Raw genomic sequence first — 23,175 nt, forward strand, 5'->3', positions numbered from 1 at the left:
ATATATAAAAATGCTTGGGGTAGTGAATCTCCAAGCATTTTCTCTCATTAGTTTTTCTAACATTAGTGCCCTTAATAAGCAATACTGTTATTTCTCATTTCCATTTACCTAAAATTCTATATAAAATGGGTGTTTGCTATTATCAAGACAGTATTCAATTCTTTGCTTAAAGTTTCCCACGGTTACCATTTCTAATGCTTTCTCAATTGGATAGAACCCTACTTCTAAACTCTCTGATGAAGTTGTTAAATCACCTCCGATTGGCTTAGCCAAAAACAAAGTATTACATATTGATTTGTTAACATTCTGAAATATTCCACAGAATTTTAGAACTTCAATATCAATACCAGATTCCTCTTTAGTTTCTCTTACTGCTGCATCTTTCAAAGACTCACCTTCTTCAACTATTCCACCCGGCATTTCCCATCCTCTAATAGGTCCCTTAATTAACAAAATTTCCTTTTCATCATTGATTACAATAGTTGCAGCTGAAACAAAATGTTTTGGTGGTGTGTAAATTTGTTGTTTACTTTGTACCATAATAATCCCCCTCTTTTTTGTTATTGTTGTTTAACAAACCTCCCTTAATAAGAAACCGTTTCTTTTAAGTAAGTTGAGATGACTTGACTAAACAACATCTTTTCTTCAAGAAAAGGGTAATGATTGCTTTCATTAAAAATAACTAGTTCTGATTTTGGAATTAACTTATTCATTTCTATGGAGAAAGAAAGCGGGCATTGTACATCATATCGGCCACTTAAAATTAAAGTATTAGTTGAGATTTTTTCTAACTCACGGGTTACATCAAATATTATTTCTTCCCTAATAAAAAAGTTCATTCTTGGAGCAGACATCTTTTTATGTATGCCTAAAGAAAAGTATTCATCATACTTATCTGGATGGAATAGAGACAGCTTAGTTCTCTCTTTTGAGAAACGCTCCCTTTCATTAGGTGATAAATCTGATCGTTTTAACACCTCAATAAGGTGCTGCATTCTGTCAAAGTGTGGGTGGTCTGGATGATAGATACATTCGGCGGATGAATTAGCATATTTCCTAGCAGCTGCCCCCACAATTATTAATGAAGTAAGAGACGTGGAAAAATGAATACCGTAGATGACTCCTATCATACCTCCTGTCGAGTGCCCGGCAAAGGTCCATTTGGCATAACCCAACGTCTCTCGGATTGCTTCAAGGTCATAAACAGCATCAAACATACTCAACTCATGAGCCTCATGAGCCTTACCTGAATTTCCAGCTTCTTTTAAGTTCACGAGGTAGACCATATTATTCTCTGTAAAAGAATTTGCAAAGTAATCACCAGTATGATTGAATTCTGAATAATGATGAGTGACGCAAATTGGATTGCCCTCTCCTTTTACAAAGACCTCAAAGCTTCCGCGTGCGGTATTAATTATTTTCCTTTCCCAGCAGGTCATTACTAATTCTCCTTACCTATCTAGTTATCTTTACATCAATAGTCTTGGAATACATCTTTCTACACTATACTTTGAGTCTTTATTTCTATAAAACAGGCAGTAATCCCTCTTATTATCCAATTAAATAGGAGGGACAGCTATTCTTGAAACGGAACGACAGTCACATAGGATGAGTATTTCTCAGATGAGGTATTACATAAAGAAAATGTCAGCCTGTGCAGCAATAATTTAATGCATTATTCTTGAACCCAAAATACTGTCCCCTTTTTTACTTCTGAGCTTTTTTAAGTTCAAGAGACAATTAAAATCCCTTTGTTCTCCAACTTCTTCTTAAACAAAATGCTCCATTTTGCTCAATAAGGAATTAAAAAAGAAGGCCGCTATTCCTCCCTGAATCATCACACTATAGTTTCCTTACAATTCTATCTCCTCCATACAAAAAAGAAGACATACAGCATCCCCAACAGAAAATAGTTGCTAATAAGAGAAGGGATAAGTACCTTAATTAACCATAGATCAAATCCATTAGTGAGTATTGACAGGAATGTAGAAAAACTAAAATATAACAATGCGTATACAATGATCCCTTTTTTGCCAACTCCAATTTTATTTTTTATGAGTTCGCCTAAATATAGTGGTAAATAAAAAAATTGACTGACTTGTTTATTCATCCTTTTCTCCTATTCCTCTGTTCATTTTGTATTTAATGAGATTAACTTTAAAATTATCGGTTTTTAATACCAAAAAGTCTCCTCGTTGACCCTCTCTATATGAATCTCCTCCAATTATTATCTTATCTTTTAAACCGAACCTGCTTTTTAGGAGTGATAAGAAAAAATTCAACAAAATGGATGTAAATCCTTCAAAAGTCACACCCTCAAGAATAATAAATATCATTTAAGTAATTTACCTCTACTTGGTATAATTAGGAAAAGCGAAATATGTCAGGGGGCAATCCAATGAACAATAGATTTTTAACACTCTTTTTATTGTTAACAGTTATTTTACTAGGAGGCTGCAAAGAGGAAGTTAGTTCAAAGGGCAAAGATGTAAGAATTAACTTTGATACTGAAGAAAGTCTAATTGTCCAGGAACTTTCTAATGAAAATGCGGGAGAATACCAGCAAATTAAAGAAATAACGGACAAAGAAAAGGTAGATACTTTCTTTAATATCTTAAGTAATGCAAGATGGGAAGACAGTCTCGGCAAGAGTAGTTATCCCGATTTTATGATAAACAGTAAGTATTCGATATGGACACTAACTCCTAACAATAATTTAAGGGTACAAATTAATAACCTCGATAAAAATACATTTCTTTCCGAAAGTGATTCAAAGACAATTTATAAACTCCTTTTCAATGAAAATTAATGGCTTGTTTGTCTAAGCTGCACCGGTGGTTGATTGAAAAAGCTCTCCTTAATTTTAAGCTACATATCTTTTCCCATAGAAATTAGCATATAAATTTGTCGCCGTGTCTGAATCGTTTCCTCTATTTGATTACATTCTCTGCAATATCAACAAAAAGAAACAGTCTAATTCAACTGTGAATTGGACTGCTCTTTAACGCGTTAATTTAGTCTTGTATCGAAAATAGAAGCTGTTGCCAATTTTGGAGTATCGTTTTCTAATGGTACCAAATCACTCTTATTTCTGGCCGGATAGCACGTCCCGATCATCTGCCATCGGAGGTTCCTCCAACCAGGAGTTCTTGATCATAATATTCGCCCCGTCTTCTGCATACAAGGCAATTTCAGGGATTAAATTAGCATACTGTAACCCGATATCTTTTCGCGGACTGGCCGCCATTGCAGCACCATAATTGCCGATACCCGCAGCTATCATAGCTGAAACATGAAACATAATCAGCTTATCTGAGAAGATTTGTGTTGTCGTATCTGTAACTGCCGAGTCCCAGAACATCGGAGCTGGTATATCATTATTCTTCAGGATTTCACTGAATAAATCGACATGCTTTTGCGCGATTTTCTTTCCTCGTTGTAAGTATCCCTTTACTTCCTTATCCTGTGCAACCTGGATGAACCCCATAATCAATGCCTTTCCAATTTGATTCGTCTGGATGTTCATGAATAAATGAGTTATTTCTACTGAAGTCAAGGCTCGTCTTCTGTTTTTAAATCCGGAAAGAAATTTTTGTTTTTCTACAAAATCCACTTTATCTGGAACCGATATAAACGGAGGCCTTATGTAAGTACCCTGTTCAAGCATTAACGTCCTGGTCATATCCTGGAGCTGGATTGCCGATTTTAAAACGCTTTTATGATGGTCGATGACATCAGGCCGAGTACCGAGGCCAATTGCCGCTGCGTTTGCAGCCATGCCAAGAATGGACATATGCCTAATGTACATCATCACGAAAGTATCCGAAAAGAGCCTTGGGGAATGGACATTTACGTCTTTTCCAGTAAAACCGATCGGATAGGGAAATCCTTCTTTATCAAAAATTTCCTTTCCAAGAGATATGTTTTTTTGTGAAGCGTTAAGGGCGAAATCGACTATTTCTTTCACCCTGTTGTCTTCGATGTTATTCAAAAAATAGCTTAATACACAGACTGAAACCGTATCGTTTAAATACTGTGTCCAAAGACTGGACATTTCTGCAGCGGTTAAGTCGATTCTCGTCTTATCTTCCATCTTCTCACCCCAAAGCTTCGATGATATAATTATTATTTCTGATTCAGGTAATTTTATTTGCTTTAGCTAAATATAGTTAAAAATCTTTGATGTCCATTTATGAAATAAATAGTAAAATGGACTTATGATGTCCTGTATAGGAGTGAGCACGCTGATTGAACTTCTTATAATAATCCTTGTTTCCGGCGGGTTGGCTGGATTAGCAAGTATCATCCGATTCCATGTAAGCGCTTATCTAAATCGACTGATCCTGGTCATAGCCTCTCTGGTCCTCGTCGAAGTTTCTGGTTTGCTTCTTGGAACAAACCATTTGATATGGATGATTCTCTTTTTTATTGCATTAGCAGGTTCTTCCTTCAAACTGTCGGGCGGATTAACTGCTGCTGTATTCAGTACCTCCCTTGTTTTCTTACAGTCTGAAGTTTTCCCAATACTCATTATCCCGGTTTATTTTGCAATTGGTTCAGCAACTGGTTATGTTTCACTATACATCGATAAAAAGGGAACCAATCATCAGTTGTGGACTAATATGCTTATGAATCAATCGAAGCATTTACAAGTCTTCCGGGAAGTGAGTACGACCATGCAGCGCACTCTTCAGCAGGATATGCTCTTAAAAGTAATCCTGACTTCGGTTACTGCAGGACATGGACTAGGCTTCAACCGTGCGATGATTTTCTTGTCATCAAATGAAACACATTCCTTAAAAGGTGTAGTCGGTATGGGACCGATGGATGTAAAAAAAGGCTATGAAGTTTGGGAGAAGATATCCCAGGATAAATTGAAGCTGCGCGACTTGATCGAACACAATTTTGACAGCAACTTCACCGATCCAGAATTGAATGCAATCCTTAGGTCACTCGATATTCCGCTTGATGGCCATAATGTTTTTAGCCGCTCATTAACCCGGCAACAGCCTGTGATTGTAAAGGAGATCGATGAATCCGATTCCTCCCAGGCACTGATTAATACGCTGTTCCAAACCGAAGAATTTGCCGTCATCCCCTTGATCAATCAAGGGAAAAACATCGGAATCCTGTTGATAGACAATATTGTTAACAAGCGTCCGATTACATTGATAGATACCGAGAATATCCTGCCGCTTGCCAACCAGGCTGCCATCGCGCTTGACCATGCCAGCCTTTATCAACAGATTGAGGAAATGGCCTTGAGGGATGGGCTGACAGGACTCCTCAACCAGCGGGCATTTCAGACAATTCTTGATGATTACTACCCATCTGATGCAAAGGGTGCCGTGCCTTTGTCATTGATTATTTTCGATATTGACTATTTCAAGGTTTTTAATGATAAGAATGGACACCTGCTTGGTAATGAGGTGTTGATGAAACTAGCTCAGGTCATTGAAAACTCATTAAGACCAGGTGATTTCTCATTCAGGTTTGGCGGTGAGGAATTTGTTGTACTTTTACCAGGTGCACGCCTTTCCGTAGCAGAAATCATGGCAGAAACCATCCGGAAAAATGTAGAAGCTGCCAGCTTTCCCGGGGAGGAAACCCAACCTCATGGTATTTTGACTGTAAGCATTGGGACAGCATGTACAGATCACCCTGCCATCAATAGTAAAAATGAACTCATTGAAGCAGCCGATCAAGCCCTATATAAAGCAAAAAGATCCGGAAAAAATACGGTGGTCACATTTAAGGAGTTCGTTTGCATTGATTGAACTGACATTTATTATCGCTGCGTTGGTCTTTGTTCTGACATCTATCCTGATAAGCAGGCCGATGTATACACTTTCGATGAAAAATTACTCTAAGCGTGTCACAGCTCGATATGGCTTCAGAGTCGCTGACCTGCATTATTCTTATGACCAGATGATCTACTTCATCTCACTTCCCACGACTCTTCCTTATATAAAAGCGGCGGTGAAAGAGGACTTGATCATCGAGCAGGATTACTCTTCCTTTTTCTATCCTGAGCTAAAGGGAATAAAAATATCTTTGGACCATGATGGAGAAAAACTATATCTTGCCTATTTGCCAATCGGCAATTTCCGGCTTCCCCATTTAGATAAGCTACAGCAAGAAGGCCGTATTGATGAGAAGGCTTATTTAAAAATCAGTACCACAAAGCTGCTCCACCCCGACACTTTGCAAGAGGTCCGGGATGAGGTGTTCAAGCAGCTGCAGGTAGGCCGTTATTAATGTGGCCAAAAGTCAAATAACCTATAAAATAAAAAGAGCCGGTTGAATTAATTGCCGGCTCTTTCAATTTCATTAAGTGAATCTTTGTCCGGGCCATTCAGATCACGATAAATCCATTTTTTCAATAAAGCAGCCTAATAAATCATCAAAAAATGAATGGAATTATTGATCAATACATGGCGGAAATTCTTCATTGCAATCCCCGTCTTCATTACGGAAAAATCCATGAACTTAGAAAAAGCAAAAGAATAAAGTATACCTTTCATGCCAGAATTCTTTTTGATGATGACTGCCGTCACGAATGATAAGGCAAATGAGTACAGTGGTGCTACCCTGAAATGCTCTTTCCAGCTGTGCCGCCTGCCCCGTCCAAACTTGAACTTCCTGAAAATCGACATAGAATACATCAGGTTCAGCCCACTAACAAGGATGCCCAAAAATAATGATCCGAATTTGAAAATAGGAGATCCTTTCCTAAGCTGGCCATACCAAAAATCATTAATATAAAAAAATAGAGGAATTAACGTCATTGTATAGGTCGTTTTCCACCAATGGTTTTGATGGATGGACCATTTTAAAAATAACCGTTCAATTCCAGCAAAATATAAGGAAAAAAAGACTTTACCCTTCCATCCTATTTTAAAAGCCGTAAGGAACAAAGCTGTGAAAGGGACGAAGACAGCCTGTGAATGAATGGCTCCAAGAAAATTGTCAAGGTCCTTATTGAGAAAAATCCTCGGTTTATATCGATAGGCCCTGAAAAGACTCAATACTACATATTCAAAGATGAAACAAAGTCCCATTCCAGATAAAAGGGTGATGAAAAGTTTCTTTCTGTCCTTTTTTCTATAAAAGGTGAATGCCAGCATCCAAGTATGAACGATTAAGAGTATTAGAAATGGAAGATAGTTTTTATTCCTTTTCATCAAACCTTTCTCACCTACCCTGTCATTGCCATGAAGTACTCATCTTAAGTTCGTCAAAATTAAGCATGAATATTCAGATGGCGAATGATTAAAAGCCCAAGGGAACCTTTGGGCTTTTCGTTGATTATCGGATCAAGATTCTATTTTACCAATAAAATGGAGGTCTTCTGCCTTAAACTCACCTGGTGAGCTCTCAAGAATGTTTTTTACATCATTTAAAGTTTCTTTTAATCCTACTGACACACCTTTTTTTCCTGTAAAAGGTTCAGCAACATAAAAGGGCTGCGTCAAATAGGCTTCCAATTTCTCTCCTTGCTCGTAGACCTGAAGTTCGGAATCTGGAAGGCGACCAACACCGTGAACTGTGACGATCGAACGCAATTCCCGGTATCTGCGGAGTAGTTTCTGTGCTTTTTGCTGTATGCTATGGTGAATGGGGTCTAGATAAGATCCCTCAAGGATGGAAGATGTAGAGTAGATAGGATTTACAGCCGGGTATTTATGTCTTGCAGCTAAATCAGCATCGAATTGCCACAATGTGTCGAGCGGGCCATATGGAAGGTCATCATCAACGGCTTCTCCTTTTAGATCGAGCAAGAATGTTGTTACTTCTGTAATCCCTTTATCATCAAGCATTTCTTGCAGGGTGTACATCTCTCCAGATAAAACATATGCACGATCAGCTGTAAGTACAAATTTCTTGTCGACACCTGCAGAGACCATCATGTTAAAAGTCCCTTCTATACTATTGGCAACTAAGTCAACATCATCAAGGATGTCGTTCATTTCAGGATGATTGCCTTTTGGATTGATAAGAATGGTTGTATATCCTTCCTTTTTCAATCGGTGCAGCATTTCTGCCAATACTACTAATTGACCCATACCCGGCCGGGCGATCAGGCCAACTATCCCGCCTTTTGCAATTGGAGCAAATAAGTCCAAGGTTTTAATACCAGTTTCGATCATTTCCACACTCTCCCCTTTTAAAATGAGTTCATCCAGGCTGCAGCCAGCAAGCTCCGCCAGTGCCACAATTGTCCGTACCTCTGCCCTGCCAACGGGAATTTTACCCGTAGATAGGTTTGAAACAGTAGCTGGTCTTAGCCCTACAGATTTTGCTGCGGTCGTAAGATTAGGTACGCGCTTCCTCAATAAAGCCACATTCAATCTAAGTTTTTCCATTGCTTCCACCTCCTTACTTTTAAGAGTAAAGGTTTTTACTTTTAAAAGCAACAAGAAAATTACTTTATAAAGTAATTTATTTACTCTTTAACCATCAATGTACTTGAAGGCAATTCATCTAAAGAATTAAATGCTTATCGATTCGAGTAAACTTCTCAAAATCAGGCTCCTTTCCACTGCAGTTACTCTCACAGAAGTCTGATGAGTTTGTCCTTCCTTTAAACGGGTATATAAGAATATACACAATTAAAGGAGGCCAAAACCATGAATGACGAACAAACAAAAGGCGCTTTCGATCAAGTGAAAGGTGAAGCCAAGAAGCAATTTGGCAAAATGACCGACAATGAATCAATGGAAGCGGAAGGCCGTCTTGATAAAGGAAAAGGCAAATTAAAAGAAACTGCCGGGGATTTGAAAGAAGACGTATCCCGCGCGTTTAATGATTCTTCAAGAGATTAATATCGATAAGCATGAAAAAGCCTTCGCAATTAGCGAAGGCTTTTTCATATGCTATTCTACATTGTTCTTATTTTTCCCTTTTACAAACCGGTATGCAAGATAAGCTATATATAACGGTGTTGCAATATAAATCAGATATGGAAATTGTCCATACGTCCCTTTCCAGATGACGAATAGCAAGGACCCAAGAAAAACGGTTACAATGGTTCCGTATTTTGGGAGTGGTACTTCTTTAAAGCTTGGAATTCTTACCCTGCTGACCATCAGGAAGCTGAGAGCTGTAAAAACAACCGTCGTAACGATATTCGGAATCAAGTGCCCGAATAATGTAAGGATGGCCATTATTCCTCCTGCAGCAGTGATGGGAACACCAATAAAGTAATTAAGGGATGATTTATCCGTGCTGATGTTGAACCTTGCCAGGCGATAAGCTCCGAAAAGCGGAAATAGTCCTGCAACCATCAGACCCCAAATATCAAATTGGTAGAAATATGTATAATACACAAGGAATGACGGTGCTACACCGAAGGTCACGATGTCCGCAAGTGAATCAAGCTCCTTGCCAAGCTGGCTATCCGCCTTCAACATCCTCGCAAGTCTTCCATCCATGCTATCGAGCATCATGCCGATCAATATTAAAATGGCCGCATTGTTAAATTGACCAGTAGCCGCAAATCCAATCGAAAGAAAACCACAATACAGATTCCCCAGTGTGAACATATTGGGAATCATCTTTGTAAACCGCATCAGTTGTCATCACTCTCCGAACATAGTCTAATTCTGCATATGCCTATTTTTACCCTGGCAGCCTAGCAAACATGTTTAATTTTTCATTTAATCGACGAAAATATAGTTTAACTATATCATTAATTCTCATCCGGAGTAGAATATAATCATAAAAATTCCTAAAAGATTTTTGAAAGAAATGTTAAGATCGCCTTTGTAAAAAATGCTTTAAAAATGTTTCTTCTAATTGTATACTTATCTGGGGTTGGTGAATTATGATCAACAAATATATGCGCAGGATAAAATTCCTTCTTATAAAATTATTAAGAATAAAGGAAAACGCACACAATGTTTCAATAGGATTTACCATGGGTTTTTTAATCCACTTCATACCATCTTTCGGGATGGGGCCCATCCTGTCTACCGTAAGTGCGAAGGTGTTCAAGGGTAATGCTATGGCGGGTTTTATAAGCGGCGTAGCTTTAATCTGGCTGTTTCCATTTTTGTTTTATCTGAATGTGATTGTCGGAGAGACTGTCTTTCCAGGTGGGAACCTTCATTCTCCTGTTGAAATGACATCACATGGAATGGATGCGGGAATGCATTTAGGTGCCGTTTTCTTCATTGGCATGATTATTAATATCATTCTCTTCGGTTTTATAGTCTATTATGTCGTTTATACCATCATGAGAAAGTACCGATTAAGCTTTCTTAATATAGTAAAGAAATGGGATATAAAAAAATAAGGAGCTGGAAAACTTTCAAGATTTTTTCTGCTCCTTATTTTTATTTATATGACTTCCAGGAATTCGATTAATTCTCGATCAAGGCCCGGGTAAAATACAATCCTCCAGTTCCCCACCTGATAAGGACCCTCTACAGGTAAGATATTTCGATCACTAAACTCCCTCATAACAGAATCCAGATGATCCACCTCAAAACAAAAATGACTAGATCCTTCACTTCCTGATCCGGACATATTGCCACACAGTTCAATTATGAAGCCATCCTTTTCCATGAAGAAAATATCCTCTTCTCCAAATTGACACCGTCCATTTTCTTTAAACCCGAAAAACTTCTAATAAAAAAGTTTTTGCGGTCTGTAAATCACTCACTTCAATCCCTAAATGATGAAACATCATTTTTCCCCGCTCTCCTTTCAGGTGATTCATGATCCAAATCCGACAGTGTTATTTTAAACTGTTAAATAATCAGATTGATATCACCGAATTCATGCCAGAAATACTGTTTCTCAATCGCGGCAGTATAAGCCTCAAATAGAGCTTCTTCATTCACGAATGCTGTCAGCATATCCAAATGGCTGGCCTTCGGTTCATGGAATCCGGTAATGATCCCGTCAATGAGCTGCAATTGGTATCCAGATGTAACGTATAGATTGGTCCAGCCATTCAGAGTTGATTCAGAAGCCGCAGTTTCAAGCGCCCGGACGACTGTCGTTCCACCAGCGATAATCTTCCTTCCTCCAGCTTTCGCTTTGAGTATTTCATCCATTGCTTCATGACTTATTGAATATTCTTCATAAAGATCTTCCGGCGAATGAGGATTCAGGTCATCAAGCAAATAACCAAGCCCGGTATGAAGTTGAAGATAGACCACCTTTACCCCGTTTTCCTGCAGCTTCATTAACATTTCCCAAGTGAACGCCCTGCCTGCAGATGGCATTTCTATAGACCCTGGCTGGCTTGCGAAAACAGTCTGGTAATAATCAAGCTGCCACGGAACTTCGATATACTCATACCTCACCGGGTAGCCAACTGAATAGATTGCATCATAAAACGCTTCCCCTTGAAGAGTGAATTGCATGATTCTCAGTGGGGAGTTAAAAACTTCTCCAATTACCTTCGCTTCTAATGTTTCGGATATTTTAAAACAATCCCCCACCTTTACATACGGTTGTGTAGACAGGACTTCCCAAACGGCTCCATCCCTTTTTCTGGCTAGTCGTAATTCAACGCCAGTGCCAATTACCGTTCCGTCACGCAACCAATCTGCCTTCAGGGCAGCCGGGATGGTTCTGCTGTTATTCAAAACAAGTACATCCCCTGGGTTTAAGTAATTTTCGAGATGAATAAAATGATCATGACTTACATGGCCAGTTTCCCTGTTTAAAACCATCATCCTGACCTGATCGCGGCGAAGCCCCCGCCTTTCCGGAGGATGGGAAGCATTAAGATAATCTGGCAGATAAAAATCATACGGATCGGCAGTTGTTTTTATCTGCATGATAATCCCTCCTTCTTAAATGCCTGAGCCTCTAATCGCTGGCCATGGACCCCTTTTGAGGCGTCTGAAGCAAGGTAAAGAAAGACGTCAACGACATCATCTGGATGGGCTAACTCATAATCGCAATCTGGGACCGCAAGTGCATGCATCTCGGTGTCCATTTCTCCCGGGTCGACCATATTGATCCTTATATTCGTCGATTTTAGTTCATCTGCCCATGTCTCGGTCATCCCTTCGACGGCAAATTTTGAGATTCCGTATGCTCCCCAGCCGGCATATCCAACATGACCTGCTTCTGATGTCACATTGATAACAGACCCTTCATTATTCACCAGCATGGAAGGCAGGACCCTTCGTGTGACCAAAAAGGGGCTTATGCTGTTAACCTTGAGCACCTCGGTGAAATCCTCTTCGGGAAAATCTAGTAAAAGTGGCATGGGGCTAGGTCCCAGAATGGAAGCGTTATTGATTAACACATCGATTCGTCCAAATGCTTCAAGTGTGAGAGCGACGAATTTCTCTGCGTCCCTGGGAACCGAAACGTCAGCCGTAACGGCAAGCACTTCTACTCCATAACGTTCCGCCTCCTCCCTGACCCTGTTCAGCTCCTCTGTCCTTCGGGCACACACTGCCAGTTTCGCACCCTCCTTCGCAAACCTTAACGTCAATGCTCTTCCGAGTCCCTTCGTGACACCCGTAATCATCACCACTTTGTTTTTTACCATTGTCAAATTCCTCCTTGTGTTTTCCTTCTTGTCTTTATCATAAGATTTACAAGAAAAGGAATCCTCGTAGAGAAGCTTGAATTGTACTACGACTTTAGTCTGAACTTTCAAAAGTTAACTGTTTGTTGTTCTGTTAAAATCAGAAAAGGCTGCACAAAGGCAGCCTCTAATAGATTACATATTTAAATATCCAGAAGGTATACAATCGCTTCATATGGCTTCAATGGGATTGTAGACAAGCATTCTGGTGCTGGCTCATAATTCGAGACCAGAACATCGCTTTTCTTATCCTGAAGGTCCGCTGGTAATGTGAAGCTACGCTCCTCTCCAGTAAAATTCAATATAACAAGGAGCTTTTGCGAATTCAATGTTCTCGTATAGACATATATGTTTTCATCTTCAGGGACCAGAATGTCATAGCCGCCATGGACAATGATCGGCTGCTCTTTCCTCAACTGGATTAGCTTCCGATAATAGTGGTAGATGGAATTTTCATCACCGACTGCCTGCCTGGCATTGATCTCTGAATAATTTGGATTTACCTGAATCCAAGGCGTGCCTGTGGTAAAACCTCCATGCTCGCTATCATCCCACTGGAAAGGTGTACGCGCATTGTCACGCCCCTTTACATAAATCGATTCCATGACCTTTTCAGGATCTTCCCCATTCTGATTGACCTTCTCATCGTACATATTCAGGGTCTCAATATCTTTATAATCATCGATCGAGTCGAAACGGACATTGGTCATCCCGATTTCTTCACCCTGATAAATATATGGCGTTCCTTTCAGCATATGCAGGAAGGTAGCCAGCATCTTCGCTGATTCCACTCGGTATTGTTTGTCATTTCCAAATCTCGAAACCATCCGCGGCTGGTCATGATTATTCAGATACAGGCTGTTCCATCCAATATCCTCAAGACCTGTTTGCCATTTAGTAAAGTTTTTCTTCAAATCAGTAAGCTGAAGGGGTTTAAGATCCCACTTTCCACCTGGACCGGAATCCAGATCAACATGCTCAAACTGAAAAACCATATTGACTTCGTTCCTGGATTCATCAGTGTAAAGCTTGGCTTGCTCCACATTGACACCAGGCATCTCGCCAACCGTCATTACATCATATTCAGCAAGTACTTCTCTATGCATTTCCTGAAGATAATCATGGATTCTCGGTCCATTCATGAAATATCTGCTTCCGGAAACATATTTTTTCCCGTCAGGATTTGGAGCATCAGGAAGTCCATCTACTTTTGAAACGAAATTGATGACATCCATCCTGAATCCATCAATTCCTTTATCCAGCCAGAATTTCATCATGTCATACACTTCCTGGCGAAGTTTTGGGTTTTCCCAATTTAAATCAGGCTGTTTCTTACTGAAAATATGTAAGTAATACTCTTCAGTATTTTCATCGTACTCCCAGGCAGAGCCGCTGAAAGTGGATTTCCAGTTATTTGGTTCCTTGCCATCTTTCCCTGGTCTCCAAATATAATAATCACGATAAGGATTATCCTTCGATTTTTTCGACTCCATGAACCATTGATGTTCATCAGAGCTATGATTTACAACCAGGTCCATGATCAGCTTAAGTCCTCTATCATGCATCTCCTTCAAGAGAAGCTCCCAGTCGTCCATTGTCCCAAAGTCATCCATGATATTGCGGTAATCGCTAATATCATATCCGTTATCATCATTAGGAGATTTGTAGACAGGAGATAGCCAGACTACATCGATCCCCAATTCTTTTAAATAATCAAGCTTAGAAATAATGCCAGGGATGTCGCCAATACCATCACCGTTGGAATCCTTGAAACTCCGGGGATATATTTGGTATATCACAGATTCTTTCCACCAATGTTTTTTCATACTAGTCACTCCTTAATAGAATCCTTAGTAAACGTTTACGTTCCTTTTATTTCGAGGTGCATATTAAAGCCTACATCACCTCTCCGAAATCCTTTTCACACTTTCCCGTTCAACAACTGAATGTGGCATGATTCTGCTTTCGACAATTGCGCCATCGGCCATCATCGTAAAAAGCATTTCTGCAGCGACTCGCCCCATTTGTTCCAATGGCTGGGCTACAGTCGTCAATGGCGGTATTGCCATTTCTGCAATCGGAAGATTATCGTAACCAATGATTGAAAGTTCTTCTGGTATGCTGATTCCAGCTTTATGCGCTGAAGATATTGCACCTAGGGCAAGCTCATCGCTTGCAGCGAATATCGCGGTTAAATCTGGTGACTGTTCCATGAGTTTTGGAAAGTGATTATAACCATCCTCAAACGAAAATCCATGTGAATGGATGATATTCTCTTCTTTTATGGTGAGCCCATTATAAGACATAGCCTGCTTATATCCATCCACTCTTGGCTGGCCGGCTATCGGATCCTGAATGTTTCCGCCAATCATCCCAATTTTACTGTGCCCCATTTTTATCAAATAATCAGTTGCAGTGAATGCTGCATGCTTATCATCTACTTTTACAAAGGGCAAAGGGAATTGATAGGATTCGGTCGAAACAAGTACAACAGGTATATTCAGCGACTTTAGCTTCTTATAATATTCCTCAGTCATCTTTTCACTGACGAACAGGATACCATCTACCCTTTTCTCTGATAGGAGTTGTAAATACTTCATGGTTCGCTTTCCTTGTGAGGCTGTATTGCAGACAATCACACTCGATCCCAGATCATGAACCGCTTCTTCGACCCCACGGAGGATTTTTGATGAGAATTGACTGGAAACCTCAGGAAAAAGGATTCCTACTGTATTGGACTTATTGCTGACCAATCCACGGGCGATTGCATTCGGCTGGTATCCAAGGTCTTTGCAGTACTTTTTCTTCGGTTTCTTTTGAAAAACCACTCAGTCCGTTAAGAACCCTTGAAACAGTAGCGGTAGAGACTCTCGCTTGTTTTGCGACATCTTTTATTGTATAACTCATAAACCCATCAAACCCTTTGCGTAAACGTTTACGTACTTGTGATAATCATAATATGGTTTAAATCTTATATCAACCATTTATTATAAAAGAGAAACCTGAAGGCCCTGGCCCTCAGGTTTCTTTCACCAATTATTTCCGTTTTTTTCGGTAACTTTTTCAGGTTTGGCTCCATCATTTTCACTTATACCGGTAAGGACTTCCCGATTATAATTACTGCGATCGTCACCCATACCCGGCAATAAATTAGCCATTGGCAGCTGTTCAAGCTCTTTTCCTCCTGGCATTTTTAGACACCCCCTGCCCTTAATGTTCCTTATCTTATTGCAACTAACACAAATAATTTAAGCAGGTATTCCGAGTGATTTGTTGAATTAATTATCATGATGAAATTTATAGGTGGTAATTTATGAAGATTGGGTTATTAAGACATTTTAAAGTGACATTAGGCTATCCAGCAAAGTTTGTGACTTCTCAGGAGCTTCTGACATGGCAGGAGGAATATAATGAATCAAGTATCGAGGAAGTAGTTATTGATCATCAAGGTCAAAAATGGAGTAAGTGTTATTCCAGTGATCTACCAAGAGCAAAGACTACCGCATACAAGGCATATGATGGAGATATTATTTTTTTGGAGGAACTAAGAGAAATCTCGTTATATCCAGTCATTCCAACTGATTTGCGCCTCCCTCTTTGGCTTCATGTATCCTTAATACGAATTGCGTGGTTTTTTGGACACAAATCTCAGAAGGAAAGTAAACCTGAAGTCATTGCAAGGATTAACAAGGTCTTGGACCAGGCTATCGCACATGGGGAAGATGTTTTGATTGTTGGGCATGGCGGAATCATGATGTTTTTGAGGAAGGAAATGCTAAAAAGAGGATTTAAAGGCCCGAAATTCAACAGGCCTGAAAACTCCCTAATCTATATATATGAAAACCAGACGCATAAATAGGCGTCTTTTTTTATGGTAGCACATGAATGAACCGGCGCTGTAATGGAAAAATTAACGACGAGCCAGTTATATGAGGAGGTACAGAAATGGAGAACACACACGAATTTGTCCAGAAACTGCATGATAAGCAGCAGAAAGATGAACAAAATAGAAAGCGCCAGGGAAAAGAAAACCCGAGTGACAAGCTTCCCAACAAACAACATTAAAAATACATGTATTACATTTAAAATAGACCGCTTAAAAGCGGTCTATTTTAATGTTATCTTTTTCGGCGGTTTCTTGAACTGCTCCTGAGTCCCACCCGGTATGTCGATGAACTGGAGCTGGTTCTGTTCCTGCTATCCCTTTTAGGCTTTTCTCCTATATTGCTCCTTGTCCGCTCATTTCTTGAAGAATTTTCAGCCTTTCCTCTTCTTCCTTCGTCGGAACGGCTTGCTCTTGATCCCTGGCTTTCTGGATTCCTTCTTTGTTCCCGCCTTGAGGATGGCTGCTCCCTTTCTGTGCGTCGCTGTCCATCTAAGCGTGAGAGACGACTGCCATTTCGAGAGGACGATTTTCCATCAGCTATTTTTTCGCCGCGGTGGTCTCTTTCAGGTTTCCTGTCACTCCTTCGTCTCGAGCCTGTATTCTTCCCCTTATAGTCGCCAGCTTTATGTGCTCTCGAAACTCTCTTATCTTCAAATTGAACTTCATCTCTTTTGGCGTTTCCGATATTTTTCTTTTCGATCCTTATATTTAGTTCCGATTCAATCTGTTCTAATAATGATCGATCTTTGGCTGTATAAAAGGTTAGCGCGAGTCCTTCATTGCCTGCTCTTCCTGTTCGTCCGATCCTGTGGATATAACTTTCGGTATCAAGGGGGATGTCATAATTGAAAACATGGGTGACTCCTTCCACATCAAGTCCCCTTGCAGCTACATCGGTGGCAATAAGGTACTGAATCTTTGCTTCACGGAACTTCTTCATTACCTGCTCCCTTTTTGCCTGGGACAGATCGCCGTGCAGCTCATCACAATTGAAATGATTCGCTTTTAACACATCGTTCAACTTGCTGACCCTTCTTTTCGTCCTGCAAAAAATCACCGCCAGAAATGGCTGATAGGATCTGAGGGATTCAATCAAATCACCTTGCTTGGACCGGTCAGTTGAACTGATGGCCAATTGTTTGATGTTTTCTAGGGGTGCCTGGGTTTTCTCTACCTGGATGTATTCAGGTTTGAACATATGTTGTTTAGCCAGCCTTTTGATTTCATCAGGCATTGTTGCTGAAAATAGCAATGTTTGCCTTGTTTTAGGTGTCTGCTTGATGATTTCTTCAACCTCGTTCAGAAAACCGATATGAAGCATTTGATCTGCTTCATCAAGTACAAGAAACGCGGCTTTGGAAAAATCGACGGTCTCCCTGCGGATATGGTCAAGCAATCTCCCTGGAGTACCAATGACAATATGGATGTTTTTCTTGAGTTTTTTTAGCTGCGCTTCGACATCCTGTCCGCCATATACCGCAAGAACATTCATCCCTTCTATATCTTCCGTCAGCTTTTTGATTTCATGTGTAATCTGTAAAGCTAGCTCCCTCGTAGGTGTAACAATCAAAGCCTGTATATTAGGATTATGGATATCGATTTTTTCAATGATGGGCAGCACAAAAGCAAAAGTCTTACCGGTGCCTGTCTGTGACTGGGCAATCACATCCTTGCCATCGAGCAATAATGGTATTGCTTTTTCCTGAATTGAAGTTGGCTCAAATATTCCATTCCGGTTTAAAGTGTCGGCAATATATTCTGATATACCTAATGATCTAAAATGATTCAATATTAATCCCTGCTTTCTTTATTCGGCTGGATGAACCCAACCACCCTTCTCATTATTGCTGTTTCTGTTTGAAAATATCAAGGTTATGTTGCAAATGATTTTTCAGATTCATCTGAGTGGTCAAGCTTCAACTATTGGGTAAAATAATAATATGTGGATTTTAGATATTGCCTGTGGTACGATTTACTAATTGAAGAATAGGAAGTGATTATAAGTGATTAAAATTGAATTGCCAGCACCAGACGTAGTCATCACAAGGAGCAAACAATTAGGAGAAAAAGTTGAAGCTGTCATCAGCAGTGAATATGGTTTTACTGATTACCACCGGATTCCAAGGGATAAAGGCGGAATCATCATGTTCTTCAACGCTGACGATGAATTGATGTTCGTCGGAAAAGCACGTAAGCTTAGACCACGTGTAAAAAAACATTTCGAGGATAATGTTTCCCCAATTAAAAACCATCGTCATGAAGTGAACAAAATTGCTGTCATTACTGTGGTAGATCCGATCGACAGAGAGATTTATGAAACGTATGCTATTAACGTACTTAAAGCCAAGTATAATATCGATAAAGTATTTTATAAATAAGAAGAGCCTGCATGCAGGCTCTTCTTATTACTTAAACCAGCCTTTTTCTTTTGACTGGGTAATGGCTTCTATCCTGTTTGTAACCTGGAGTTTACCCAGGATCGTGGAAATATAATTTCTGACCGTGCCTGTCGTAATGCTGAGCTGTCCGGCAATTTCTTTCGTGTTTTTGCCATCGGCAACAAGTTCGAGGACCTCCATCTCACGTTCGGTCAGCGGATTTTCCTCGCTGTATACATCATCCATGAGTTCAGGGGCAAACACTCGTCTTCCTCCCATCACACTTCGGATTGTGCTCGCCAGTTCCTCTGAGGGACTATCCTTCAATAAATATCCGCTCACACCTGCTTTCAACGCTCGCTGAAAATATCCGGATCGGGCAAATGTCGTTAAAATGATGATCTTGCAGCCCAGCCCTTTCAATTCTTCCGCCGCTTCAAGTCCGGTTTTTCCTGGCATTTCAATGTCCATTACACATACATCCGGCTTTATCTCTTTAGCCAGTGCGACTGCTTCTTCCCCGTTGCTCGCTTTGCCAACGACTTCCATATCATCTTCAAGACTCAGCAGGGACCCCAATGCCCCCAAGAGCATACGCTGGTCCTCGGCAATGACAATACGTATCATAGCTGGTCCTCCCTATCGCTTTGCTTTAATACTTTAGGTATTTTAATCTTAAGAGTAGTGCCGTTATTTGAAAAAATATCAAGTGTGCCATTTACAAATTCCAGTCGTTCCCTCATGCCCTGAAGCCCGCTGCCTTTGTAGAGATCCTCTTCCGTAATATTGCCGACACCATTATCGCTCACTTCAGCGGCAAGTTCATTTTCTGTTTGCTGGATGGAAACGCTGCATTCTGTTGCTGAACTGTGTTTAACAACATTCGTAACCGCTTCTTTAAGGCACATGCTGAGGATGTTTTCGGAAAGCAAGGATACGTTATTGAGGTTAAATTCTTCTTCATTCCCGACAAACTTGATTTCCGCTGCTTTTAAAATCTGTTTAATGTGGACCAGCTCGTCACGGACGCGGATTCCTCTCATTTCTGCGACCATTTTTCTTACTTCATTCAATGCAGTCCTTGCTGTCTGCTGTACATCCTTTAATTCTTCTTTTGCCAATTCGGCATCTTTAGTGATCAATTTGCGGGCCAAGTCACTTTTTAAACCGATTAGTGACAATTTTTGGCCAAGAGTATCATGCAAATCCCTGGCGATCCTTTGACGCTCTTCCAGCTTAACAAGTTCAGAAATTCGCTTATTTGCATCCTCAAGCTTTTCTTCGAGCTCTCCTCTTTCATTTTTGTTATGAATGCTGAACGGAAGCAGAATCACACTGATCCACACAATCACGATGATAGGAAGCTGTTTTATGAAAAACTCTTCCTGGAGGACGATTTCAAAATTGATGATAATCGAAGTCCCTACCAGGTGGATGAAATATAAAACTAGGAAAGGAATACGGTCTTTTATATTCCCAATAAAATAAACAATGAAAAAAGCGAAGTAAACATAGCTGAAAAGACTTGCAGATGCAATGGAAATACCGATCAGGATAGAAGTCCATAGGTATACTGTCCATCCTCTTGAGACAAAAGCGAGCCAGTAAACGAGAAAAAACAGCAGTGTCAGGATGATTCCTGCGGCTTTCCCCGCCATAGTTGGCATCTGCCAAATGAAGTAAAACGGAAGGATACCGAGTATAGTCCATATGTATGGGGAAATTCCTGTACTTCTAAGTGAATTGAATAACCTTTTAAACATATAAAAACCCCTGCTTTATGATTGGTGATTCTATTCTATCATAATGGAAATGGATATAATTACAAAAAATTACTCCCCTTATTCCAGATGCCATCATACATCCAGAATTAGGGGAGCAACTTTTATAGTTCCGGTTTAGTCTGAGCCGACAATTTCTTGTTTTGCTGCAATGCTTTCATTTCCCTAAAGCTTATGAATTGCTTCTTACGTTCGTCCCAGAGACGGAAGCGCAATGAAGTCAGGCTGGTTGAAAGAGTGATGGTCGGTACATTTTGCAAAGGCTTTGTATTATTATGGACCTCTTCCAGCTTATAGTTCGGCACTCTTGGGCTTAAGTGGTGAACGTGGTGGTAGCCGATATTTCCTGTGATCCACTGCAATAGTTTTGGCAGCTTGTAGTATGAGCTTCCTTCCACCGCAGCTTTTACATACTCCCAGTCTTTATCCGCTTCAAAATAAGAATCTTCGAAGGTATGCTGGACATAGAACAGCCAGATGCCAAACATCCCTGCGATGAAGAAAATCGGTCCTTCTACCATTATGAACGCTTTCCATCCAATGGCCCAAATCAGGAGCCCAGAGATTCCAAAAATTAAAACATTTGTTAAATAAGTATTAAGGCGCTCCTTCGTTCTGGCACCTTTGCGGTTAAAACGGTTCTTGAGTAAAACGACGTAAATTGGCCCCAATACAAACATCACAAACGGATTGCGGTACAGTCTGTAGGCAAGCTTCTGCCACATAGGAGCAGCCATATATTCATCAACTGTCAGGACCCAGATGTCGCCAGTTCCGCGTTTATCCAGATTGCTGCTTGTTGCGTGGTGGACAGAATGGTCATGACCCCACTGGCTATAAGGGAACAATGTCAGGACTCCGGTGAGAGTTCCTACCACTTTGTTTGCGGTACGGTTTTTGAAGAAAGAATGATGTGTGCAGTCATGGAAGATGATGAAGATTCTGACCATGAAACCAGCTGCTAAAGCAGCAAACACAAGTGTCAATCCATATGAAATGGAAAGACTTTGAAAGGCAAAATACCATAACGCCAAAAATGGAATAACCGTGTTGACTATTTGAATGATACTCATTTTTGTGTTCGAATTTTCATAAGGGGCGACCTGTTTTCTAAGTTCTTTTGCGTTGTGAGTTGTCATCTTGTTCAATAATTCCCCTTTCGGATTTCTTTATTACTCAAATTATAAATAAGGGAAATGGTTTTGTGCAGTAGCAGGTGTCATGTATGACACATGATAAATGTCATGTGTCGATCTGTTTTTTCAATAAAAAGATTGATACTTCAAGGATTGAAGGTTATTACCTGGTACTAGCAATAACTAATATTTTTTTTAGTTAATATTTCCCGCTATTGATCTTTTATCGAATATTCCTTCAACCAGTCAAAACTTAATCGATTCTTTCCAGTGCCATCAATGAGTTCTGTCAACGTTGGGGGATAAGGATTTCCCCTTATATGTTTAACCAAATTTTCAAAAGTGAAACTATATTTTAAAGAAACACAAATAGACATCCAAATTAAAATTGACTCGCTTTTTACTGTTACAACTGGATATATGTATTCGATTAAAGCCATTAGTTTTAATGCCTCTTCCTTCGTCACCGTTTCCTCCACCATCCTTTCATTCAACAGTAATACATTTTTTCCATGCTGGCCGTAAAGATACATAGCAACTTGACCTTTATCAATGTAAAATGAGAGAAAAAGCTGTCTTGGCGGGTGAACATATGAAGCATGCAATTATTACGGGTTCCTCGAGCGGATTTGGAAAATTGATCGCAATTGAACTGGCCAAATCAGGCTATCAGGTGATTGCCACAATGAGGAATCTTAACAAGAAAGATGGTTTGATGGAGCTTGCAGCGGCTGAAAAAGTGACTGATCAGATTCATTTATTTCCATTAGATGTAACAATTAATGAATCAATCGAAGAGTTTAAGAAGTTCTTGCAATCACTGGATTCAGTCGATCTGCTAGTCAACAATGCCGGCTATGCACAAGGTGGCTTTTCGGAAGAACTTGAAGTGGATGCGTACCGAAAGCAATTTGAGACGAATTTTTTTGGAGTGATTGCCGTCACTCAGGCGGTCCTCCCTATCATGCGTCAGCAAAGATATGGAAAAATCATAAATATGAGCAGCATCAGCGGAAGGTTTGGATTCCCGGGCCTGTCTGCCTATGCAGCATCGAAACATGCGCTGGAAGGATACAGTGAAAGCCTAAGGCTGGAATTAAAGCCTTTCGGAATCAATGTTGTCTTAATCGAACCTGGTTCCTATAAAACGGATATATGGAAAAGCATTGAAGAAGTTTCAATACGGAACCAATCCCCGTATGAATCTTCTTTGGAAGCGATCATGTACGAACTAAAAAACGCTGAAGCCAGTTATGGGAATCCTCACGATGTTGCCAGGCTTGTTGCAGGGATAGCATCTGCAAACTCCCCGCAGTTGAGATATCCAATTGGTAAAGGCATTAAGAACACCTTGCTCATTAAAAATCTCCTTCCGTGGAAAACGATCGAGAAATTCGTGATGAAAAAATTGAATATTTAATCCTCACAGCAGACT

25 protein-coding genes and 1 pseudogene are annotated in these 23,175 nt (G+C 40.1%); 9 read left to right on the top strand and 17 right to left on the bottom strand.

Translation table 11 applies throughout. The annotated features are described in order from the left end of the window. Positions 1-108: 108 nt before the first annotated feature. Together J7E38_RS18125 and J7E38_RS18130 are read right to left on the bottom strand one after the other, a co-directional pair. Positions 109-540 carry an NUDIX hydrolase gene (locus J7E38_RS18125; RefSeq protein WP_214708514.1) on the bottom strand — a complete coding sequence of 144 codons (432 nt, stop codon included), beginning with the start codon at positions 538-540 and terminating at the stop codon, positions 109-111. A gap of 44 nt (positions 541-584) precedes the next feature. After that, positions 585-1,439 (bottom strand): alpha/beta fold hydrolase, encoded by an 855-nt coding sequence (locus J7E38_RS18130; RefSeq protein WP_214708516.1) that lies wholly within the window; start codon positions 1,437-1,439, stop codon positions 585-587. 959 nt (positions 1,440-2,398) lie between these two features. Here J7E38_RS18130 and J7E38_RS18135 point away from each other — a divergent pair. Continuing rightward, complete coding sequence (locus J7E38_RS18135) at positions 2,399-2,809, top strand: hypothetical protein (protein WP_214708518.1); 411 nt, start codon at positions 2,399-2,401, stop codon at positions 2,807-2,809. Positions 2,810-3,085: 276 nt separating this feature from the next. Here the strand turns inward: J7E38_RS18135 and J7E38_RS18140 are convergent, their stop codons facing one another. Beyond that, on the bottom strand, positions 3,086-4,093 hold the full coding sequence (locus tag J7E38_RS18140) for a DUF3231 family protein (protein ID WP_214708520.1): 1,008 nt from the start codon (positions 4,091-4,093) through the stop codon (positions 3,086-3,088). Positions 4,094-4,220: 127 nt separating this feature from the next. Between J7E38_RS18140 and J7E38_RS18145 the strand changes: the two genes are divergently transcribed. Continuing rightward, complete coding sequence (locus tag J7E38_RS18145; protein ID WP_214708522.1) at positions 4,221-5,777, top strand: sensor domain-containing diguanylate cyclase; 1,557 nt, start codon at positions 4,221-4,223, stop codon at positions 5,775-5,777. Then, positions 5,770-6,258, top strand: a complete 489-nt coding sequence (locus tag J7E38_RS18150; RefSeq protein ID WP_214708524.1) for a hypothetical protein — start codon at positions 5,770-5,772, stop codon at positions 6,256-6,258. Before J7E38_RS18145 ends, J7E38_RS18150 begins: the two co-directional genes overlap by 8 nt. 134 nt (positions 6,259-6,392) lie before the next feature. Here J7E38_RS18150 and J7E38_RS18155 read toward each other — a convergent pair whose 3' ends face one another. Beyond that, a complete protein-coding gene (locus J7E38_RS18155; protein WP_214708526.1) occupies positions 6,393-7,184 on the bottom strand; it encodes a hypothetical protein in 792 nt (263 codons plus the stop codon). A gap of 132 nt (positions 7,185-7,316) precedes the next feature. Next, entirely contained in the window at positions 7,317-8,366 is a 1,050-nt protein-coding gene (locus J7E38_RS18160; RefSeq protein ID WP_214708528.1) for an ATP synthase beta subunit C-terminal domain-containing protein, read from the bottom strand. Positions 8,367-8,630: 264 nt separating this feature from the next. On the opposite strand from J7E38_RS18160, the gene J7E38_RS18165 reads away from it, so the two are divergent. Next, positions 8,631-8,825, top strand: coding sequence for a CsbD family protein (locus J7E38_RS18165; RefSeq protein WP_214708530.1), 195 nt, complete (start codon positions 8,631-8,633; stop codon positions 8,823-8,825). Positions 8,826-8,876: 51 nt separating this feature from the next. Here the strand turns inward: J7E38_RS18165 and pssA are convergent, their stop codons facing one another. Next, entirely contained in the window at positions 8,877-9,572 is a 696-nt protein-coding gene (pssA, locus tag J7E38_RS18170) for a CDP-diacylglycerol--serine O-phosphatidyltransferase (RefSeq protein ID WP_214708532.1), read from the bottom strand. 269 nt (positions 9,573-9,841) lie between these two features. Here pssA and J7E38_RS18175 point away from each other — a divergent pair, with 269 nt between their 5' ends. Then, the gene (locus J7E38_RS18175; protein ID WP_251030393.1) at positions 9,842-10,297 is read left to right on the top strand and encodes a DUF2062 domain-containing protein; all 456 of its coding nucleotides are present in this window, start codon (positions 9,842-9,844) and stop codon (positions 10,295-10,297) included. Between the two features lie 457 nt (positions 10,298-10,754). On the opposite strand, the gene J7E38_RS18180 is transcribed toward J7E38_RS18175, so the two are convergent. From J7E38_RS18180 to J7E38_RS18200, 6 genes and pseudogenes are all read right to left on the bottom strand, one after another. Beyond that, positions 10,755-11,795, bottom strand: a complete 1,041-nt coding sequence (locus J7E38_RS18180; protein WP_214708536.1) for an S-adenosylmethionine:tRNA ribosyltransferase-isomerase — start codon at positions 11,793-11,795, stop codon at positions 10,755-10,757. Continuing rightward, positions 11,786-12,520 carry an SDR family NAD(P)-dependent oxidoreductase gene (locus tag J7E38_RS18185; protein ID WP_214708538.1) on the bottom strand — a complete coding sequence of 245 codons (735 nt, stop codon included), beginning with the start codon at positions 12,518-12,520 and terminating at the stop codon, positions 11,786-11,788. The genes J7E38_RS18180 and J7E38_RS18185 overlap by 10 nt, the downstream gene beginning before the upstream one ends. A gap of 182 nt (positions 12,521-12,702) precedes the next feature. Then, on the bottom strand, positions 12,703-14,385 hold the full coding sequence (locus J7E38_RS18190; protein ID WP_214708540.1) for a glycoside hydrolase family 13 protein: 1,683 nt from the start codon (positions 14,383-14,385) through the stop codon (positions 12,703-12,705). 75 nt (positions 14,386-14,460) lie between these two features. Then, positions 14,461-15,387, bottom strand: coding sequence for a substrate-binding domain-containing protein (locus tag J7E38_RS18195; RefSeq protein WP_214708542.1), 927 nt, complete (start codon positions 15,385-15,387; stop codon positions 14,461-14,463). Positions 15,388-15,400: 13 nt separating this feature from the next. Then, positions 15,401-15,466 (bottom strand): annotated as a pseudogene (locus J7E38_RS24370) (LacI family DNA-binding transcriptional regulator); the annotation flags it as partial. A 122-nt stretch (positions 15,467-15,588) separates the two neighbouring features. Next, positions 15,589-15,750: a hypothetical protein gene (locus tag J7E38_RS18200; protein ID WP_214708544.1), complete on the bottom strand. Its 162-nt coding sequence runs from the start codon at positions 15,748-15,750 to the stop codon at positions 15,589-15,591. Positions 15,751-15,872: 122 nt separating this feature from the next. On the opposite strand from J7E38_RS18200, the gene J7E38_RS18205 reads away from it, so the two are divergent. Beyond that, positions 15,873-16,418, top strand: a complete 546-nt coding sequence (locus J7E38_RS18205; protein ID WP_214708546.1) for a histidine phosphatase family protein — start codon at positions 15,873-15,875, stop codon at positions 16,416-16,418. A gap of 86 nt (positions 16,419-16,504) precedes the next feature. Further along, positions 16,505-16,624: a DUF4023 domain-containing protein gene (locus tag J7E38_RS18210; RefSeq protein WP_214708548.1), complete on the top strand. Its 120-nt coding sequence runs from the start codon at positions 16,505-16,507 to the stop codon at positions 16,622-16,624. A gap of 53 nt (positions 16,625-16,677) precedes the next feature. On the opposite strand, the gene J7E38_RS18215 is transcribed toward J7E38_RS18210, so the two are convergent. Further along, complete coding sequence (locus tag J7E38_RS18215; RefSeq protein ID WP_214708550.1) at positions 16,678-18,234, bottom strand: DEAD/DEAH box helicase; 1,557 nt, start codon at positions 18,232-18,234, stop codon at positions 16,678-16,680. Positions 18,235-18,448: 214 nt separating this feature from the next. On the opposite strand from J7E38_RS18215, the gene J7E38_RS18220 reads away from it, so the two are divergent. Continuing rightward, positions 18,449-18,823 (top strand): nucleotide excision repair endonuclease, encoded by a 375-nt coding sequence (locus J7E38_RS18220; protein WP_214708552.1) that lies wholly within the window; start codon positions 18,449-18,451, stop codon positions 18,821-18,823. A gap of 27 nt (positions 18,824-18,850) precedes the next feature. Here J7E38_RS18220 and J7E38_RS18225 read toward each other — a convergent pair whose 3' ends face one another. The 4 genes from J7E38_RS18225 to J7E38_RS18240 all read right to left on the bottom strand — a co-directional run bounded on the left by J7E38_RS18225 (position 18,851) and on the right by J7E38_RS18240 (position 22,207). After that, positions 18,851-19,450, bottom strand: a complete 600-nt coding sequence (locus tag J7E38_RS18225) for a response regulator transcription factor (protein ID WP_214708554.1) — start codon at positions 19,448-19,450, stop codon at positions 18,851-18,853. Beyond that, complete coding sequence (locus J7E38_RS18230; RefSeq protein ID WP_214708556.1) at positions 19,447-20,586, bottom strand: sensor histidine kinase; 1,140 nt, start codon at positions 20,584-20,586, stop codon at positions 19,447-19,449. Before J7E38_RS18230 ends, J7E38_RS18225 begins: the two co-directional genes overlap by 4 nt. Positions 20,587-20,708: 122 nt before the next feature. After that, positions 20,709-21,743, bottom strand: coding sequence for a Delta(5) desaturase DesA (gene desA / locus J7E38_RS18235; RefSeq protein ID WP_214709036.1), 1,035 nt, complete (start codon positions 21,741-21,743; stop codon positions 20,709-20,711). A 209-nt stretch (positions 21,744-21,952) separates the two neighbouring features. After that, a complete protein-coding gene (locus J7E38_RS18240; RefSeq protein WP_214708558.1) occupies positions 21,953-22,207 on the bottom strand; it encodes a replicative helicase loader/inhibitor in 255 nt (84 codons plus the stop codon). Between the two features lie 125 nt (positions 22,208-22,332). On the opposite strand from J7E38_RS18240, the gene J7E38_RS18245 reads away from it, so the two are divergent. Next, complete coding sequence (locus J7E38_RS18245; RefSeq protein WP_214708560.1) at positions 22,333-23,160, top strand: SDR family oxidoreductase; 828 nt, start codon at positions 22,333-22,335, stop codon at positions 23,158-23,160. Positions 23,161-23,175: the final 15 nt, after the last annotated feature.

The organism is Bacillus sp. ISL-35 (assembly GCF_018613355.1).
In the GTDB taxonomy this organism is placed as follows: domain Bacteria; phylum Bacillota; class Bacilli; order Bacillales; family Cytobacillaceae; genus Mesobacillus.

What these genes read in the sequence shown, in the direction of transcription:
- J7E38_RS18125 (WP_214708514.1), bottom strand. Translation starts at nt 540, where the DNA reads ATGGTACAAAGTAAACAACAAATTTACACACCACCAAAACATTTTGTT.
- J7E38_RS18130 (WP_214708516.1), bottom strand. Translation starts at nt 1,439, where the DNA reads ATGACCTGCTGGGAAAGGAAAATAATTAATACCGCACGCGGAAGCTTT.
- J7E38_RS18135 (WP_214708518.1), top strand. Translation starts at nt 2,399, where the DNA reads ATGAACAATAGATTTTTAACACTCTTTTTATTGTTAACAGTTATTTTA.
- J7E38_RS18140 (WP_214708520.1), bottom strand. Translation starts at nt 4,093, where the DNA reads ATGGAAGATAAGACGAGAATCGACTTAACCGCTGCAGAAATGTCCAGT.
- J7E38_RS18145 (WP_214708522.1), top strand. Translation starts at nt 4,221, where the DNA reads ATGTCCTGTATAGGAGTGAGCACGCTGATTGAACTTCTTATAATAATC.
- J7E38_RS18155 (WP_214708526.1), bottom strand. Translation starts at nt 7,184, where the DNA reads ATGAAAAGGAATAAAAACTATCTTCCATTTCTAATACTCTTAATCGTT.
- J7E38_RS18160 (WP_214708528.1), bottom strand. Translation starts at nt 8,366, where the DNA reads ATGGAAAAACTTAGATTGAATGTGGCTTTATTGAGGAAGCGCGTACCT.
- J7E38_RS18165 (WP_214708530.1), top strand. Translation starts at nt 8,631, where the DNA reads ATGAATGACGAACAAACAAAAGGCGCTTTCGATCAAGTGAAAGGTGAA.
- pssA (WP_214708532.1), bottom strand. Translation starts at nt 9,572, where the DNA reads ATGCGGTTTACAAAGATGATTCCCAATATGTTCACACTGGGGAATCTG.
- J7E38_RS18175 (WP_251030393.1), top strand. Translation starts at nt 9,842, where the DNA reads ATGCGCAGGATAAAATTCCTTCTTATAAAATTATTAAGAATAAAGGAA.
- J7E38_RS18180 (WP_214708536.1), bottom strand. Translation starts at nt 11,795, where the DNA reads ATGCAGATAAAAACAACTGCCGATCCGTATGATTTTTATCTGCCAGAT.
- J7E38_RS18185 (WP_214708538.1), bottom strand. Translation starts at nt 12,520, where the DNA reads ATGGTAAAAAACAAAGTGGTGATGATTACGGGTGTCACGAAGGGACTC.
- J7E38_RS18190 (WP_214708540.1), bottom strand. Translation starts at nt 14,385, where the DNA reads ATGAAAAAACATTGGTGGAAAGAATCTGTGATATACCAAATATATCCC.
- J7E38_RS18200 (WP_214708544.1), bottom strand. Translation starts at nt 15,750, where the DNA reads ATGCCAGGAGGAAAAGAGCTTGAACAGCTGCCAATGGCTAATTTATTG.
- J7E38_RS18205 (WP_214708546.1), top strand. Translation starts at nt 15,873, where the DNA reads ATGAAGATTGGGTTATTAAGACATTTTAAAGTGACATTAGGCTATCCA.
- J7E38_RS18210 (WP_214708548.1), top strand. Translation starts at nt 16,505, where the DNA reads ATGGAGAACACACACGAATTTGTCCAGAAACTGCATGATAAGCAGCAG.
- J7E38_RS18225 (WP_214708554.1), bottom strand. Translation starts at nt 19,450, where the DNA reads ATGATACGTATTGTCATTGCCGAGGACCAGCGTATGCTCTTGGGGGCA.
- J7E38_RS18230 (WP_214708556.1), bottom strand. Translation starts at nt 20,586, where the DNA reads ATGTTTAAAAGGTTATTCAATTCACTTAGAAGTACAGGAATTTCCCCA.
- desA (WP_214709036.1), bottom strand. Translation starts at nt 21,743, where the DNA reads ATGACAACTCACAACGCAAAAGAACTTAGAAAACAGGTCGCCCCTTAT.
- J7E38_RS18245 (WP_214708560.1), top strand. Translation starts at nt 22,333, where the DNA reads ATGAAGCATGCAATTATTACGGGTTCCTCGAGCGGATTTGGAAAATTG.